We start from the raw sequence: 16,616 nt of genomic DNA on the forward strand, positions 1-16,616 counted from the left end.
GGCTCAGCGAGTGTTCGAGAGGGCCTTGTCGGCTGGCGTGGCGTTGGTGTTGCCGGGTTTCTTGGGGGCGCAGCTGCCGCAGGTGTCGCACGAGCCGCAACCCGAGGTCTTGGCGAGCGAGGCGGCCAGCTGGTTGGCGCGCTCCTGGTCGACCAGGCCGGCGCGGTGCGTGCCGGCTGCCAGCTTGTGGGCCGCGCTGCGCCGCCAGCCTGCGGGCATCCAGCGCCAGACCGCGTAGAACGCGGCCGCTGCGACGATCAATCCAACGATCAGTTGCTGTGCCATTTCTTCTTCAAACCTTTCAGCGTCAGAGGCGTTTTAACCTGCCCCGAGTGCCACCGCAACGCGGTAGGTGATGAAGCATGCGGCGTAGGCCAGGGCGAACAGGTAGCCGGCCATGATCCACACGTACTTCCACGACCCGGTCTCGCGCTTCACGGCCGCGAGCGTCGAGATGCACTGCGGCGCGAACACATACCAGACCAGCAGCGACAGCGCCGTTGCCAGAGACCAGCTGCCGGCGATGAGCGGCTCGAGCGCACCGGCCACGTCGTCGCCGGTGGCCGAGAGCGCGTACACCGTGCCCAGCGCGCCCACCGCCACTTCGCGCGCCGCCATGCCGGGCACCAGCGCGATCGAGATCTGCCAGTTGAAGCCGATGGGCGCAAAGATGTATTCGAGCCCGCGGCCGATCATGCCGGCCAGGCTGTACTGGATGGCCGGGCCGGTCGCGCCTTCAGGCGGCGACGGGAAGGTCGACAAAAACCACAGCAGGATCGTGAGCGTGAGGATGATCGTGCCCACGCGCTGGATGAAGATCCATGCGCGCTCGTAGAGGCCCAGCGCCAGGTTGCGCAGGTTCGGCCAGCGGTAGGCGGGCAGTTCCATCAGGAGCGGCGAATGCTGCGTGCTGTCGCGGAAGCGCTTCATCACCCAGGCCACGGCCATCGCCGAGACGATGCCGAACACGTACAGCGCAAAGAGAACCACGCCCTGCAGGTTGAAGACGCCGCCCACGGTGCGCGCCGGAATGAAGGCCGCGATCAGCAGCGCATACACCGGCAGCCGCGCCGAACAGGTCATGAGCGGCGCGATCATGATGGTCGTGATGCGGTCGCGCCAGTTGCTGATGGTGCGCGTGGCCATCACCCCCGGAATGGCGCAGGCGAAGCTCGAGAGCAGCGGAATGAACGAGCGGCCCGACAGGCCCACGGTGCCCATCACGCGGTCGAGCAGGAAGGCGGCGCGCGGCAGGTAGCCCGAGTCTTCGAGCGCGAGGATGAAGAGGAACAGGATCAGGATCTGCGGCAGGAACACGATCACGCCGCCCACGCCGGCGATCACGCCATCGACCAGCAGGCTCTGCAGCATGCCTTCGGGGATGGCTGTCTTGATCAGGCCGCCGAGCGCCTCGGTGCCGGCCTTGATGGCGTCCATCGGCACGTTGGCCCAGCTGAACACGGCCTGGAACATCAGGAACATCGTGACGGCCAGCACCACCATGCCCCACAGCGGATGCATCACGACGCGGTCGATGCGGTCGCTGGTGGCGAGGCTGCCGACCGGCTCCTTCACTGTCAGGCCCAGGATGCGGCGCACCTCGCGCTGGGTGGCGAGCACATCGTCCAGGTCCGGCGCCTGCCAGGGCTGCGGCGCAGCGGCGGCGACCGGGGCGTCGAGCGCTTCGAGCAGGTTCTTCGCGCCGCCGGTATGGACGCCGACGGTCTCGATCACCGGCAGACCCAACTCGCGCGAGAGCACGGCGGTATCGACCGCAATGCCCTGCTTCCTGGCCATGTCGGTCATGTTGAGCGCGACCACCATCGGCAGGCCGAGCTTCTTCGCCTCGAGCACGAGGCGCAGGTTCAGGCGCAGGTTGGTGGCGTCGGTCACGCACACCAGCAGGTCGGGCAAGGCCTCGTTGCTCTGGCCGGTGACGATGTCGCGGGTGACGGCCTCGTCGGCGCTGAGCGCGTTCAGGCTGTAGGCGCCCGGCAGGTCGAGCACGAAGACGCGGCGGCCCGACGGGGTGCGCAGCGTCCCTTCCTTGCGCTCGACGGTCACGCCGGCGTAGTTGGCGACCTTCTGGCGGCTGCCTGTCAGCAGGTTGAACAGCGCGGTCTTGCCGCAGTTGGGGTTGCCGAGCAGCGCGATGCGTCCCGGCTGGGCGGTGGGCGCGAAGCCGCCGGGGCCCTGGATGACGGCTTCAGCCATGGTTGGCGGCTCCCGGTGTGACATGGATGAGCGAGGCTTCGTGGCGGCGCAATGCGAAGGTGGTGTGCCCCAGGCGGACTGCCAGCGGCTCCCGGCCCGGAATGCCGCTCGCGACGATGCGCACGGCCTCGCCCGGCACGAAACCGATCTCGGTCAGGCGCAGCACGAGCTCGCGGTCGTCCGCACCCTCAGGGCGGGCCACGTCGAGCACGGTGGCCCACTGGTTGTTCGGAAGCTGGTCGAGGCGCAGGGCGACGGCGGTGGTGGCCGGCGCGGTGCCGAAGTCGTTGGTTCGCACGGTGGGGCGGCGCCTGGATACCCGGACGCACCTGTAAGCAAAACCCAGATGCTATCAATTCTCAATTGCGAAGACCTGACTAAAGCCCTATGACCTCGCGGATCGAGTCCTTCCGGGTCGGATTCAGGCCAGCTCGACGATGCGCGCCGACACGGCATCGCCATCGACGATGAGCTCGGCCACAGCGATTGGCAATTTGAATCGCCGCGGGCCGGCGCTGCCCGGGTTGACGTAGAGCACGCCGTCGCGCTGTTCGACCTTCGGCTTGTGGGAGTGTCCGGAAATCACCACGCGAACGCCGGCACCGGCGGGGTCGATGTCGATCTGCGAAAGGTCGTGGATGGCGTAGATGACCATGCTCCCCGCCTTCAGGAATTCCGTCTCCGCAATGCCATCGGCCCACGGCTCCCGGTCGTTGTTGCCCCGCACCACCGTCAGCGGTGCGATGGCCGAAAGCGCCTCGAGGATGCCGGCATCGCCGATGTCCCCGCCGTGCACGATGAAGTCGCTGCCCTGCAAGGCGGCCACGGCCTGCGGACGCAGCAGGCCGTGGGTGTCGGAGATAAGCCCGACGCGAATCAAGCGTCAGGCCGCCAGCAGCTGCCGCAGCACGAACGGCAGGATGCCGCCGTGCTTGTAGTAGTCCACCTCAATCGGCGTGTCGATGCGCAGGCGCACCGTCACCTCCTGGTGCGTGCCGTCGGGGCGGTGCACGACCAGCTTGACGTCCATCTGCGGCTTGAGTTCGCCGCCGATCACCACGTCGATCTTCTCGTCGCCGGTGAGGCCCAGCGTCTGCCAGGAATCGGCGCCGCGGAACTGCAGCGGCAGCACGCCCATGCCCACCAGGTTGGCGCGGTGGATGCGCTCGAAGCTGCGCGCCACCACGGCCTTGATACCCAGCAGTTGCGTGCCCTTGGCGGCCCAGTCGCGCGACGAGCCCGTGCCGTACTCCTCGCCGCCGAACACCACCGTGGGCACGCCCTGCTCGATGTACTTCATGGCGGCGTCGTAGATGAACATCTTCTGGTTGCCCGGCTGGAACAGCGTGACGCCGCCCTCTTCCTGCGTGCCGTTGGCGTCCGGCGGAATCATGAGGTTCTTGATGCGCACGTTGGCGAAGGTGCCGCGCATCATCACGTCGTGGTTGCCGCGGCGCGAACCATAGCTGTTGAAGTCGGCCTTGGGCACGCCGTGCGCCTTGAGCCAGATGCCCGCGGGCGAGCTTTCCTTGATGGAGCCGGCCGGCGAGATGTGGTCGGTGGTGATCGAGTCGCCGAACAGCGCCATGATCCGCGCGCCCTTGAAGCCCGCGTCCGACGCGTGCGGCTTCATCTTGAAGCCCTCGAAGAACGGCGGCTCGGCGATGTAGGTCGAGGTGGGCCAGTCGTACACCTGGCCCTCGGTGCCCTTGATGCTGCTCCAGAACTTGCCCGGATCGGTCTTCACCTTCTCGTAGTTCGCGCGGAACGACTTGGCGTTCATGGCAAAGCGCAGGTTGTCGTCGATTTCCTTGGGGCTCGGCCAGATGTCGCCCAGGTACACGTCCTTGCCGTTCTTGCCCTTGCCCACGGGCTCGGTCATGAGGTCGGTCATCACATTGCCCGCGATGGCGAAGGCCACCACCAGCGGCGGCGAGGCCAGGAAGTTGGCCTTCAGGTTCGGGTGGATGCGCGCCTCGAAATTGCGGTTGCCCGAGAGCACGGCCGCGCCGATGAGGTCGTTCTTGGTGATGGCTTCGTTGATCTCGGGCGTGAGGTCGCCGGCGTTGCCGATGCAGGTGGTGCAGCCGTAGCCCGCGAGGTAGAAGCCCAGCTTCTCCAGGTATGGCAAGAGGCCCGCCTTCTCCAGGTATTCGGTGACGATGCGCGAGCCCGGGGCCAGCGATGTCTTGATGTGCGGCTTGACCGTGAGGCCCGCCTCCACCGCCTTCTTGGCCAGGAGGCCCGCCGCGAGCATCACGCTCGGGTTGGAGGTGTTGGTGCACGAGGTGATGGCCGCGATCAGCACGTCGCCGTTGCCGATGGTGACCTGGCCCTTGGGCGCAGGAGGCGCGGTCGCGCTCGTGTGCGCCGCGGCCTTGGTCGAGCGGTTGGCGACCATTTCGACCAGTTCGCGCGGCGAGCCGGCGGCAGGTGCGGCGGCCTCCTCGTCGCTGCCCTGCGCCGCGGTAACCAGCGGATAGCGCTGCTTGAGTTTCTCGGCCGGCTGGTTGAAGCCGTTGGCGTCGTTGGGCTTGCTGTAGAGCTCGGAGAACTTGGTGGCCAGGTGGCCCAGGTCGATGCGGTCCTGCGGGCGCTTGGGGCCCGCGAGGCTCGGCGACACGGTGCCCAGGTCGAGCTTGACGATCTTGGTGTAGTCGATCTCGCCGGGCGCGGGCATGCCGAAGAGGCCCTGTGCCTTGTAGTAGGCCTCGAAGCGCTCGACCTCTTCCTTGGTGCGGCCGGTGCCTTCGAAGTACGCCACGGTCATTTCGTCGACCGGGAAGAAGCCCATGGTCGCGCCGTACTCGGGCGCCATGTTGCCGATGGTCGCGCGGTCGGGCACGGCGATCGACGCGGCGCCGGGGCCGAAGAATTCGACGAACTTGCCCACCACTTTTTCGGTGCGCAGGATGGCCGTGACGTACAGCACCAGGTCGGTGGCCGTCACGCCTTCGCGCAGCTTGCCGGTGAGCTCGAAGCCCACCACGTCGGGCGTAAGCATGTAGACCGGCTGGCCCAGCATCGCGGCCTCGGCCTCGATGCCGCCCACGCCCCAGCCGACCACGCCGATGCCGTTGATCATGGTCGTGTGGCTGTCGGTGCCCACCAGCGAGTCGGGGTAGTACGCGGGCACGTCGGCGTTGTCGTTCGGGCTCTTGTAGACGCCGCGCGCGAAGTATTCGAGGTTGACCTGGTGCACGATGCCGAAGCCCGGCGGCACGACGCGGAAGGTGTCGAAGGCCTGCATGCCCCACTTCATGAACTGGTAGCGCTCGTTGTTGCGCTGGAACTCGAGCTTCATGTTGAGGTCGAGCGCCTTGGGGGTGCCGTAGTAGTCGACCATCACCGAGTGGTCGACCACCAGGTCGACGGGCACCAGCGGCTCGATGGTCTTGGGCGACTTGCCCAGCTTGGCGGCCACGCTGCGCATGGCGGCCAGGTCGGCCAGCAGCGGCACGCCGGTGAAGTCCTGCAGCACCACGCGGGTGACGACGAAGGGAATCTCGTCGGTGCGCTCTGCATTGGGGGCCCAGTGGGCCAGCTCTTCGACATGCTTGGGCGAGACCTTCTGGCCATCGCAATTGCGCAGCACCGATTCGAGCACGATGCGGATCGACACGGGCAGCCGCTCGATGGTGGGATATTGCTTGGCCAGCTCCTTCAGGGACCAGTATTTGCCGGACTTGCCCGATGCGGTCTTGAAGGTCTTGAGGGTGGACGCAAAGGCGTGAGCCGGTGCTTTGGCCATAGGGGAACTCCTGTTTGTTCGTGGAAGCTCCTCAAGGATAGCGGGGAACAATGTCAATCGTTGTAGTCGGTCTTCCCTCTCACGCTCCCTCCGCGCTACGTTCCTCATAGCGAGAAATGCCGGGTAGACGGGCGTTGCCGGCACCTCTCGCGTCGCCCGCGGTCAGGCCAGCGCCATGCCGGCGCGGCTGCGGGTGCGGCGCAGGCCGGTCCATTGCAGCTCGGCCAGCACTACCACGCACACGGCCTGCGCCAGCACCCAGGCCACGCCCAGCTCAGTGACCGCGAACATGCCGCTGACCAGCAACGCAACGCAGGCCACGGCCCAGCCGAAGTTGCCGAAGATCACGAGGCCGATCAACGTGCGCGGCGGCGTGGCGCGGCTGGCCATGAAGGCGGCGAGCGCCGCATACGCCAGCAGGAACACCCCGGTGCCCATCAGCAGCGCCGCTGGCAGCCCGGTGAGCCCTGCCAGGGCGTCGGTGAATGCCACCTGCAGCGCACCGGTCGCGGCGCAGGAAGCGGCGTCGGCCCACATCACGTTGGGCAGGAAGCGGGGGGAAGTGAAGACGGACATGTGAATCTCCTTGGGGTGATCACTGGGTGGATACGCCGCAAGCCAGTCCTGCCGCGTTGGAGCCGATGATTCCGCCCGGCCTGCACCGCGTCGATGACCTGGGAGGTCATGGCGCCGGGCCGGCACCGCGCCAGAATGCGGGCCATGAACACCATCCGCACACATTCGTCCAAGGCCAGCCAGCCCGGCGCGCGCGATCCGTTCGGCGCGCACCTGCGGCACTGGCGCACCCACCGGCGCCTGAGCCAGCTCGACCTGGCGCAGGAGGCGGAGGTGTCGACGCGGCACCTGAGCTACGTGGAAACCGGCCGCGCCGCGCCCAGCCGCGAGATGGTGCTGCGCCTGGCCGAGCGGCTCGAAGTGCCGCTGCGCGAGCGCAATGCGCTGCTGGTGGCAGCGGGCTTCGCGCCGATGTACCGCCAGCGCTCGCTCGATGACCCGGCGCTGGCGTCGGCGCGCCGCGCGGTGGACTTGGTGCTCAAAGGGCACGAACCCTTTCCGGCGCTGGCCGTCGACCGCCACTGGAATCTTGTTGCCTACAACGCGCTGGTACCGATGCTGATGGCCGGTGCGGCGGCCGAGCTGGTGGCACCGCCCGTCAACGTGCTGCGCCTGAGCCTGCACCCCGATGGCTTGGCTTCGCGCATCGCCAACTTCGCGCAATGGCGCGCCCATCTGCTCGAGCGGCTCCAGCAGCAGATCGCCGCGACGGGCGATGCGGTGCTGCAGGCGCTGCACGACGAGCTGGAGGCTTTTCCCGCCCCCAACGTGAGTCACGACGCGCCGAAGGCCGACACCGACCTCTCCGGCGTGGTCGTGCCCTTTCAGCTCGTCACGCCGAACGGGGTGCTGAGCTTCATCAGCACCACGACCATCTTCGGCACGCCGGTCGACGTCACGTTGCAGGAACTGGCGGTGGAGTCGTTCTTTCCGGCCGATGCGCAAACAGCGGCGGCGCTGACGGAGATGGCGAAGCAGGCGGCGAGCTGAGGTTCTCGTCTCTGGCCTGATGCGCCGCTGGGCCTTCGAAGTCGTCCACCTGGATGACCTTGTCCGCCGCCCGCAGGTAAGCCAGCGCCAGTTCCGGGTCGGGCGCTGTGCGCGCCGCCTCTTCCAGCGAATTCGTGCGGCGCAGTACCTTGTTGAGCGCCGCTGTCGTGTCGCCCAGTTGTGCCCCCAATTCCATCGCGTGCATCAGGTCGCGCAGGCCACCGGCCGCGGGCTCGCTGAGGTCGGGCGCCAGGCGCTCGACGATGCGCGGATTCGTGCGCAGCAAGTCCGCGAGTTCGATGAGTTGCACATCGCGCAGCGGCGCCAGGTGCGCGGTGCGGCGCAGCACCAGCGCGCCGATCACGCGACGGCCGGCCGTCGGCAGGTTCGCATACAGGTCGCGCAGGATCTTGCCGGCCTCGTCGAGCTGCAGCCGGATCGCGGCCTGCGCAAACGGCAGCAGCTCCGGCGCCGCATCGACGCGATAGCGCCAGACGCAGGCGCTCGCCAGATACAGGTGCGCGAGCACGTCCCCGAGCCGCGCAGACAGCAACTCCATGCGCTTGAGCTTGCCGCCGAGCATGCCCATCGCGAGGTCGGCGGTGAATGCGTATTTGGCGCTCATGCGCGCGATGAGCCGCGCCTCGCGCGCCAGCGCCTCGGGCGGCGTGCCGAGCACCGGCGCGCCGAAGAGGCTGTGCCACAGGTTGACCGCCACATGCTTGCCGTGCGCGACGAGCGCCTTGCCGAGCGCGGTCTCGTCGTTCACCTGCACGGCCGCCATTTCGTCGAGCACATGCGGATGACAGCGCACCGCCCCTTGCCCGAAGACGATCAGCGCGCGCGTGAGGATGTTCGCGCCCTCCACCGTGATGGCGATCGGCGCCTGCCGGTACGCCACGCCGAGCAGGTTCGACGGGCCCGAGATGATGCCCTTGCCGCCGAGGATGTCCATGCCGTGGTTCACCGCGCGGCGCCCCGCCTCGGTCAGTTGCACCTTGAGGATCGCGCTCGCCACGCTGGGCCGCTCGCCCTTGTCGAGCGCGGCGGCGGTGAAGCGCCGTGCCGCATCGCTCGCATAGAGCTCGGCCGACATCTGCGCGACCAGCCCGGCAATCGCATGGAACTTGCCGACCGGCAGGCCGAACTGCTCGCGGATCTGCCCGTAGCCGTTGCTGACGTACAGCGCCGTCTGTTGCATGGCCGAGCCGAGCGCGGGCAATGAAATCGCGCGTCCCGCGGCCAGGCATTCCATCAGCATGCGCCAGCCCTGGCCGACCTGTTTCTCGCCGCCGATGATCCAGTCCATCGGCACGAAGACCTGGCGGCCGTGGATCGGGCCGTTCATGAAGGCGCTGTCCATCGGGCGATGGCGGCGGCCGATCTCCATGCCCTCGTGCGGCACGGGAATCAGCGCGCAGGTGATGCCGAGGTCTTGCTGGCCTTCTGGCCGGCTCTCGTCGACAGCATGGAAGGCCAGGCCCACCACGGTGGCAACGGGCGCGAGCGTGATGTAGCGCTTGTCGAAATCAACGAGAAAGCCGCGCGTCGGCTTGCCGTTGAACTCGCGCTCGACGATCACGCCGCGGTCGGGAATCGATGCCGCATCGGAACCTGCATACGGCGACGTCAGCCCGAAGCACGGCAACTCGCGGCCATCGGCCAGGCGCGGCAGGTAGTGCTCCTTCTGCGCATTGGTGCCGTAGCGCAGCAGCAGTTCGGCAGGGCCGAGCGAGTTGGGCACCATCACCGTGACGGCCGTGGCCACGTTGACGGTGGCGATGCGCGCGACCACCGTGGCGTGTGCGTAGTGGCCGAAACCGAGGCCGCCGAACTCCTCGGCAATGATCATTCCGAAGAAGCGTTTGTCGCGGAGGAACCGCCATACCTCGGGCGGCAAGTCTTGCGCCCGGTCGATGGCGTGGTCGTCGAGCATGTGGCAAAGGGTGCGCACCTCGTTGTGCAGGAAGGCCTGCTCGCGCTCGGTGAGCTGGTTGGGCCCCATGGCCGTGAGCACATCGAAGTCCGGGCTGCCCGCGAAGAGCTGGCCTTCGAAGCCGACGGTGCCGGCCTCGAGCGCGGCGCGTTCGGTGTCGCCCAGCGGCGGCAGCGCCTTCGAGAAGGGCTGCATCGCCCATCGGCCGATCCATGAAGCCAGAGGCATGGGGTCTCCTTCGCCGCGACGGATGCGCGGATCTAACCCATTCTTGCGCCGCGCCTCGTTGACGCGAGGCCGGCCGAGGGCCTCCCCGCGTGTCGGATTCGGGCCCGCGCCCCAGGCCCCCGGGGAGTCCCGGCTAGCGGCGCTTGGGCGCTTGACCGGCGGGTGCCGCCGGCGGCGCGGCGGGCGCCGAAGGATCGCGCCAGCCGTACTCGACGTAGCGGCGGATCACCAGGCAGCCCGGCGGCGAATCGATCAGCGAGACCGACGAGGTCGGTTCCTTGTCGTCGGTGTAGACCGCGTAGATGGGCAGGAGGCGCGTCATCCTGTAGCTCTTGAGCTCCTGCTCGGCCACGCTCGCGCAGGTGAAGGGCGCCACCGAGATACGTTCGGCCGACACGGTGCAGCTGCCGCTGTCGCCGGGGATCGCGGTGATCGAGGCCGCCACGCCGGCGTTCGGGTACTGGATGCCGACCAGCGAGAACATCGGGCCGTCGTCGGGGCGCTTGCGGTCCCAGTCGAGCAGCACGTCGTGGCCACGGCTGCCCTGCACGGTGAGCGTCGCGAGCCGGGTGATGGCGGGCAGGCAGCGCTGGATGCCCACGCTGGCGGCAGCGCGCGTGAGCGTGTCCTGCGGCGGCGCGGCCGGCGCCTGGGGCACCAGGACGCCTTGCGCGAATGCAGTGCCGGCCAGGGCACAGGCGGCCACCGCAGGCAGCAGCCACACGGATCGTTGGGTTGCAGTCTTCATGCGGGTTCTCATGCGTAGAGGCTCTCGATGGCGGCGGTGTAGATACGCACGTTCTCCTCGCCTTCGGGGTCGAGCTTTGCGACGAGCCGGCGTGCGCGCTCGCGGTAGGCCGGCAGGTCGGCATCGTGCCCGGCAAAGGCTTGCTGCAGCGCGCGGCCGCCCTCTTCGCAATCGAAGCCGTGGTAGGGGTAGCCACAGTCGCCGATGAGGTGCGAGTTGTGGATCAGCGGGTAGCCGCCGTAGAGCGCCTCGTAGTAGAGATAGTTCTGCGCGTTCTCCCAGTGGTGCGCGAAGACCGCGTCGACGTTGCCCGGCAGCACCTGGTACAGCGGAAAGCGCCCCTCGAAGGTAGCAAGGCCGTGCTGCACGATGTTCAGGCTCTGCGCGAAGCCGACGAACAGCGGCTTCTCCTTGAGGTGGAAGCTGTTGTAGACCCACACCCGCTCGAGCAGGCGCGGCTGCGCGCGGTGCGCCGCCTCGCAGCCGAGCATGGGGATGAAGCTGGTCTTCACCATGCAGATGTTGGGCTCGAAGATGGCAACGCGCCAGTGCTTGCGGCCGGGCTCGTAGTCGAAGCGCTTGTCGTCGCCGGCACGCGCCATGGCTTTTTCCAGGACCATAGGGCTCCAGAGGTGCGGCATCAGCCGCACCGGCGCGCGGAAGGTGCTCGCAAAGTACGGCTTGCACGACACCTCGTACTCCGGCAGCGTCCAGACCTCGTCGTAGGGCGCGCCCGAGACCAGCATGCCGTGCGGCTTGTTGAAGATCATGCGCTCGATGTCGATCACGTAGTCGTTGCCCACGCGCATCGAGACGATCTTGCCGCCGCGCTCCTTGAACGCCACCGACCACTCGCGCGCCAGCTGCGCGCTCATCTCGATCATGAGATCGAGCTCCTGCGCGGCGGTGGCCATGTCGATGATCGGCACGGGCGAATCGGCCAGGAAGTTGGTGGCATCGGCCGGGCCGCCATCGCCGCCGCCGGCCACCAGCACGGTGCTGGCCACGCGCGGCGAACGCAGCAGCAGCATCACGAGGAACAGGCAGTTCTGGTAGACGCCGTTTTCCCAGAGGCTCTGCTCGCCCTTGCGGATGAAGATGGAAACGCCGACCCTGAGTTTCTCGGGCATGGCGCCGTGCTGTTGCTGTTGCTCGCTCATGCGGCCCTCACGCCATCGGCACGGAACGCGGGGTCGCCGCCCACGAGGTGCAGCAGGCGCTGCGCATAGCCGTCGATGTTCGCCGGGTTGAGCGGATCGACCGCGTCGAACATGCGCTGGCTGCGGGCGCGGTAGTCGTCCAGTTGCGCATCGTGCTCGCGTGCCGCGTGCAGCAGCTGGTCGGTGCCGGCGGCGATGTCGAAGTCGGGGTAGTAGTAGCCGGCATCGCGCAGCCAGGGCGAGTTGTGCACCAGCGGGTAGTTGCCGTACAGCGCATCGAGGTAGCTGTAGTTCTGGTCGTTCTGCCACTGGTGCGCCACCACCGCATCGGCGAACTGCACCATGAAGCCCGCGAAATCGTGCCGCCCATGGAAGATGGCCTTGTGCTGGCGCACGATGTCCAGCGAGTTCGCCATGTAGAGCATCGTCGGATGGTCCTTCAGGTGCAGGGTGTTGAGCACCTGCATCGAGGTCACGGCATTCGGCTCGGCGCGGTAGGCCCCGTCGCAGATCAGCATGGGCACGCTGCTGGACTTCACCACCGAGATGTTGGGCTCGAAGATCGCCACGCGGAAGCCGGGCTGCTCGGCGGTGCGCGGCGTGTAGCCGAAGCGGTAGCCCGACGCCTCCACTTCGGTCACGCGCTGGTCCAGGAACTGTGGCGACCAGAGGTACGGGACCTCATGCACCGGACAACGGTGCAGGGTCCGCATCATCGGTGCGAAGACGCCGTCCTTGGGCAGCAGCCAGACCTCGTCGCAGCGGTCGGGCTTGCTGAAGTGGCCCTTGTCGCTGAACACGATCGGCTCGGCCAGCGCCACGAAGGGCTGCCCCACGCAGTGGAAGACGGCACGCCCGCCGCAGGCGCGGAAGTAGGAGAGCCATTGCACGTCGAGCGCGCCGGCCATTTCGATGACCACGTCGAGCGCGTCGGTCAGCTCGCGGGCGCGGCCGAAGGCAAGGCCCATGGCGGACAGGTCGACCTGCGGCGGCATGGCCTGCTGGTCGCCCGCATCGACCAGCGTGACGGATTCGACGAAGTCGATGCGTTGCAGCAGCCGGGCAAGAAACAGGACGTTCTGCCCCATTCCGTTTTCCCATATGTTCTGCCCCGCGTGGGTGAGGACTGAAATACCAATGCGCATGAGGCGTGAGTGTGTACCAAAAAAAATGGCTCCCGCACCATCATCGGCACGGGAGCCACGTTGCTGTGGCGATGCTGATTCAGTCAGCGGTTTACTTCCACTTCCAACCGATGCCTGCGTTCACGCCCCACTCCTTGCCGGTGGTGGACAGGCCCGCGCCCCAGGACATCTTGCCGTCGTCCGACAAGGCCTTGAAGGTCAGCGCCACGGCGCTGTAGCCCTTGTAGTTGCCCAAGCCCACGCCCACGGTCTTCTCGCCCGGGTAGAGCGTCGGCAGGTAGGTGCCCGACATCGCGAAAGCCATCGCCGAGCCAGAGTAGGCGATGCGCGCCACGTCGCCGACCTGGCTCTGCACCTGGCCCAGCTGCTGGACGTTGACCGCGTCGCCCGGCAGGATGCCCGGCGCCACGTTGCCGATGCGCGTGCCGCCCGGCGCCTGGCCGGCGCCCAGCGTGATCTGGTTGTAGTTGACCGACCCATCCGGATTGGTCGCGTACTGCACGCTGCTGGCAGTCGCCGCACTGGACACGGCCCTCAGCTGTGCGACGTTGGTCGCATCGCTGTCGGCCGAGCCCGCAGCCACGCCGGTGATCTGGCGGAACTGGCCGCTGGCCGCATCGCCCACGGACACCGCGGCTTGCGTGCCGGTGGTGGCCTTGATGGCCGCTTCCTGTTGGGCATTCGCGCTGCCCGGCACGAAGCCCGCGACGCCCGCGGCCGTGGAGGCCACCGAACCCGATCCCAGCGCGACACCGCCGCTTTGCTGCACCACCGCGCCGAAGCCGATGGCCGTGCCACTGGCAACAGCCTGCGAACCGGTGCCGACGGCGATGCCGTTTGCTCCCGTAGCCTGTGCGCCGAGGCCCACCGCCACCGCTCCGTCGGCCGTCGCTTTCGCACCGTTGCCGGCAGCGAAGGAACTGGCGCCGCTGGCCACCGACTGCGGGCCGATCGCCACGGCTTCGCGGCCGGAGGCGTCCGCCTTCGCGGCCGTCGAATTGGCCTGGAAGTATTTGGTGCCCTTGTCGTTGATCGTGTTGACCGTCGTGCTCAGGCTGCTGATGCTGCTGGTGGCAGTGCTCAGCCCCGTGGAGGTCGATGTCGACAGGCTCGCCAGGCCGCTGGTCGAGCCGCTCACGCTGGAGGACAGGCTGCTGAGGTTGCTGTTGGTCGTGCTCAGGCCCGTCGACAAACTCGAGATGCCGCTGGTGGCGGTGCTCAGACCGCTCGAGGTGGAAGTCGACAGGCTGCCGACGTTGCTGTTCGTCGTGCTCAGGCCGCTCGACAGGCTGCCGACGCTGCTGGTCACAGTGCTCAGGCCGGTCGACAGGCTCGAGATGCTGCTGGTCGCCGTGCTCAGGCCGCTGGACGTGGAGGTCGAGAGGCTGTCGACACTGCTGGCGACCGTGCTCAGTCCCGACGACGTCGAGGTCGAGAGACTGTTGATGCTGCTCGTGGCGGTGCTCAAGCCCGACGACGTCGAGGTCGACAGGCTGCCGATGCTGCTGGCGGCCGTGCTCAGGCCTGACGAAGTCGAGGTCGAGAGGCTGTTGACGCTGCTGTTCGTCGTGCTCAGGCCGCTCGACAGGCTCGAGATGCCGCTGCTGGCGGTGCTCAGGCCGGTGGACAGGCTGCCGATGCCACTGAAAGCCGTGCTCAGGCCGGTAGACAAGCTGCCGATGCCGCTGACCGCGGTGCTCAGGCCGCTCGAAGTGGATGTCGACAGGCTGCTCACGGTGCTGTCGGTCGTGCTCAGCCCGGTGGACAGGCTGGTGATGCCGCTGGTCGCCGTGCTCAGGCCGGACGAGGTCGAGGTCGACAGGCTGCTGACGTTGCTGTTGGTTGTGCTCAGGCCTGTAGACAGGCTGGAGATACCGCTGATTGCCGTGCTCAGGCCGGACGACGTCGAGGTCGACAGGCTGTCGATGCTGCTCGTTGCTGTACTCAGGCCGCTCGACGTGGAGGTCGACAGGCTGCCAATGCTGCTCGTCGCGGTGCTCAATCCGCTCGAAGTGGATGTCGACAGGCTGCTCACGCTGCTGTTGGTCGTGCTCAGGCCGGTAGACAGGCTTGAGATGCCGCTGGTTGCTGTGCTCAGTCCGGACGATGTCGAAGTCGACAAGCTGTCGATGCTGCTCGCAGCAGTGCTCAGGCCCGAGGAGGTTGAAGTCGACAGGCTGCTCACGTTGCTGTTGGTCGTGCTCAGGCCCGTGGAAAGGCTCGAGATTCCACTGGTCGCCGTACTCAGACCGGACGACGTCGACGTCGACAAGCTGTCGATGCTGCTGGTTGCCGTGCTCAATCCGCTCGAAGTGGACGTCGACAAGCTGCCGATACTGCTGGTCGCCGTGCTCAGGCCTGAAGAAGTCGAAGTCGACAGGCTTTCAATGTTGCTCGTTGCCGTGCTCAGACCGCTCGAGGTCGAGGTCGACAAGCTGCTCACGTTGCTATTGGTCGTGCTCAGACCCGTCGAAAGGCTCGAGATGCCGCTTGTCGCAGTGCTCAGCCCGGACGACGTCGATGTCGACAGGCTCTCAATGCTGCTTGTGGCAGTGCTCAGGCCAGAGGACGTGGAAGTCGACAGACTGTTCAGGTTGCTGTTGGTTGTGCTCAGGCCCGTGGACAAGCTCGAGATGCCGCTTGTCGCCGTGCTCAGGCCGCTCGAAGTAGACGTCGACAAGCTGCTGATACTGCTGGTAGCTGTACTCAGGCCGGACGACGTCGAGGTCGACAAGCTGTCGATGCGGCTCGTGGCGGTGCTCAAACCACTCGAGGCAGATGTCGACAGGCTGCTCACGCTGCTGTTGGTGGTGCTCAGCCCCGTGGACAGGCTAGAGATACCGCTGGCCGCCGTGCTCAGGCCACTCGAGGTGGACGTTGACAAGCTCCCTATGCTGCTGGTCGCTGTGCTCAGGCCGGACGACGTAGAGGTCGACAGGCTGTCGATGCTGCTCGTCGCCGTGCTCAGGCCGCTCGAAGTGGATGTCGACAGGCTGCTTACGCTGCCGTTGGTCGTACTCAGGCCTGTGGACAGGCTAGAGATACCGCTGGTCGCCGTGCTCAGGCCAGAGGAGGCCGACGTCGACAAGCTGCCGATGCTGCTCGTAGCCGTGCTCAAACCGCTTGAAGTGGATGTCGACAAGCTGTTCACGCTGCTGTTGGTCGTGCTCAAGCCCGTGGACAAGCTCGAGATACCACTGGTCGCAGTGCTCAGGCCGGACGATGTCGAGGTCGACAGGCTGTCGATGCTGCTCGTTGCTGTACTCAGACCGCTCGACGTGGATGTCGACAGGCTGCCAATGCCGCTGGTCGCCGTACTCAAGCCGCTCGAAGTAGACGTTGAGAGGCTATCGATGCTGCTCGTGGCGGTGCTCAAACCGCTCGAGGTAGACGTCGAGAGGCTGCTCACGCTGCTGTCGGTCGTGCTCAGCCCGGTGGACAGGCTCGAGATACCGCTAGTCGCAGTGCTCAGGCCGCTCGAAGTGGAGGTCGACAAGCTGTTGATGCTGCTCGCGGCCGTGCTCAATCCGCTCGAAGTGGATGTCGACAGGCTGCTGATGTTGCTGTTGGTCGTGCTCAGGCCCGTGGACAGGCTCGAGATCCCGCTGGTCGCTGTACTCAGACCAGAAGAGGTCGAGGTCGACAGGCTGTCGATGCTGCTTGTTGCCGTGCTCAAACCGCTCGAGGTCGAAGTCGATAGGCTGCTCACGCTGCTGTTGGTCGTACTCAGGCCCGTCGAAAGGCTCGAGATCCCACTGGTTGCCGTGCTCAAGCCAGACGACGTTGAGGTCGACAGGCTGCTGATGCCGCTCGAGGTAGATGTCGACAGGCTGCTGATCCCACTGGTTGCCGTGCTCAGGCCGGACGA

Annotated in this window: 13 protein-coding genes; 2 read left to right on the forward strand and 11 right to left on the reverse strand. The window is 67.1% G+C overall.

Annotation, left to right across the window (positions count from 1 at the left end; translation table 11 throughout):
• Window positions 1–3: 3 nt before the first annotated feature.
• The 6 genes from M2282_RS28325 to M2282_RS28350 all read right to left on the reverse strand — a co-directional run bounded on the left by M2282_RS28325 (window position 4) and on the right by M2282_RS28350 (window position 6,541).
• Window positions 4–285 carry a DUF6587 family protein gene (locus M2282_RS28325; RefSeq protein WP_280812115.1) on the reverse strand — a complete coding sequence of 94 codons (282 nt, stop codon included), beginning with the start codon at window positions 283–285 and terminating at the stop codon, window positions 4–6.
• Between the two features lie 33 nt (window positions 286–318).
• Complete coding sequence (gene feoB, locus M2282_RS28330; RefSeq protein WP_280812116.1) at window positions 319–2,214, reverse strand: ferrous iron transporter B; 1,896 nt, start codon at window positions 2,212–2,214, stop codon at window positions 319–321.
• Complete coding sequence (locus M2282_RS28335; RefSeq protein ID WP_280812117.1) at window positions 2,207–2,512, reverse strand: FeoA family protein; 306 nt, start codon at window positions 2,510–2,512, stop codon at window positions 2,207–2,209. The genes feoB and M2282_RS28335 overlap by 8 nt, the downstream gene beginning before the upstream one ends.
• Window positions 2,513–2,635: 123 nt before the next feature.
• Window positions 2,636–3,094, reverse strand: a complete 459-nt coding sequence (locus M2282_RS28340; protein WP_280812118.1) for a metallophosphoesterase family protein — start codon at window positions 3,092–3,094, stop codon at window positions 2,636–2,638.
• Between the two features lie 3 nt (window positions 3,095–3,097).
• Window positions 3,098–5,965: an aconitate hydratase gene (locus M2282_RS28345; protein WP_280812119.1), complete on the reverse strand. Its 2,868-nt coding sequence runs from the start codon at window positions 5,963–5,965 to the stop codon at window positions 3,098–3,100.
• Window positions 5,966–6,127: 162 nt separating this feature from the next.
• Window positions 6,128–6,541, reverse strand: coding sequence for a hypothetical protein (locus M2282_RS28350; protein WP_280812120.1), 414 nt, complete (start codon window positions 6,539–6,541; stop codon window positions 6,128–6,130).
• A gap of 144 nt (window positions 6,542–6,685) precedes the next feature.
• Between M2282_RS28350 and M2282_RS28355 the strand changes: the two genes are divergently transcribed.
• Window positions 6,686–7,531 (forward strand): helix-turn-helix domain-containing protein, encoded by an 846-nt coding sequence (locus M2282_RS28355; protein WP_280812121.1) that lies wholly within the window; start codon window positions 6,686–6,688, stop codon window positions 7,529–7,531.
• Here the strand turns inward: M2282_RS28355 and M2282_RS28360 are convergent.
• The 5 genes from M2282_RS28360 to M2282_RS31070 form a co-directional block, all read right to left on the reverse strand.
• Window positions 7,437–9,695: an acyl-CoA dehydrogenase gene (locus M2282_RS28360; RefSeq protein WP_280812122.1), complete on the reverse strand. Its 2,259-nt coding sequence runs from the start codon at window positions 9,693–9,695 to the stop codon at window positions 7,437–7,439. The two genes, M2282_RS28355 and M2282_RS28360, sit on opposite strands and share 95 nt — an antisense overlap.
• Window positions 9,696–9,828: 133 nt before the next feature.
• On the reverse strand, window positions 9,829–10,443 hold the full coding sequence (locus tag M2282_RS28365) for a hypothetical protein (protein ID WP_280812123.1): 615 nt from the start codon (window positions 10,441–10,443) through the stop codon (window positions 9,829–9,831).
• A gap of 8 nt (window positions 10,444–10,451) precedes the next feature.
• A complete protein-coding gene (locus M2282_RS28370; protein WP_280812124.1) occupies window positions 10,452–11,603 on the reverse strand; it encodes a DUF2827 domain-containing protein in 1,152 nt (383 codons plus the stop codon).
• Window positions 11,600–12,748: a DUF2827 domain-containing protein gene (locus M2282_RS28375; RefSeq protein WP_280812125.1), complete on the reverse strand. Its 1,149-nt coding sequence runs from the start codon at window positions 12,746–12,748 to the stop codon at window positions 11,600–11,602. Before M2282_RS28375 ends, M2282_RS28370 begins: the two co-directional genes overlap by 4 nt.
• 91 nt (window positions 12,749–12,839) lie before the next feature.
• Window positions 12,840–13,886, reverse strand: a complete 1,047-nt coding sequence (locus M2282_RS31070) for a YadA-like family protein (protein WP_348541751.1) — start codon at window positions 13,884–13,886, stop codon at window positions 12,840–12,842.
• Between M2282_RS31070 and M2282_RS31075 the strand changes: the two genes are divergently transcribed.
• Window positions 13,819–16,616, forward strand: a 2,798-nt coding sequence (locus tag M2282_RS31075) for a hypothetical protein (protein ID WP_348541752.1), incomplete at its 3' end; no start/stop codon positions are given. The two genes, M2282_RS31070 and M2282_RS31075, sit on opposite strands and share 68 nt — an antisense overlap.

It is taken from the genome of Variovorax boronicumulans (assembly GCF_029892485.1).
Lineage (GTDB): Bacteria > Pseudomonadota > Gammaproteobacteria > Burkholderiales > Burkholderiaceae_C > Variovorax > Variovorax boronicumulans_B.